1 protein-coding gene is annotated in these 483 nt (G+C 35.4%); it reads left to right on the forward strand.

Features of this window, described 5'->3' with window-relative positions; genetic code table 11:
* Positions 1 to 483 (forward strand): IS3 family transposase (locus tag E2R67_RS16510; RefSeq protein WP_134292026.1); only part of this gene is annotated, 483 nt, incomplete at both ends.

Here is a 483-nt window from a genome sequence, read left to right on the forward strand (position 1 = left end):
ATTTATTGAAAGACTATACTCCTAAGTCCGCTGAAGAAGTTTTTGTCAGCGATATAACTTATGTGAAGTCAGCGCAAGGAGTACATTATTTATCCTTGGTGACAGATGCTTACAGTCGAAGAATAATGGGCTATGAATTGAGTAATGAAATGAAAGCGACAGATGTTGTCAAAGCATTAGATATGGCTGTCGCTCAACGTTTATATTGCAAGGACAGCATTCATCATTCAGATAGAGGCTTACAATATTGCTCTGAGCGCTATCAAATGAAGCTGAATGAAAGTGATATTAAACCTTCTATGACGGATGGTTATGACTGTTATCAAAATGCTTTGGCTGAACGAGTAAACGGAATATTAAAACAAGAATTTTTACTATATGAATGTCGAAATATTGATGAGTTAAAACAGTTCGTTGAAGAATCAATATTCATATACAATGAAATGCGACCGCATATGAGTTTGGGAATGAAAACCCCAAATC

It is taken from the genome of Psychromonas algicola (assembly GCF_004378355.1).
Classification (GTDB): Bacteria; Pseudomonadota; Gammaproteobacteria; order Enterobacterales; family Psychromonadaceae; genus Psychromonas.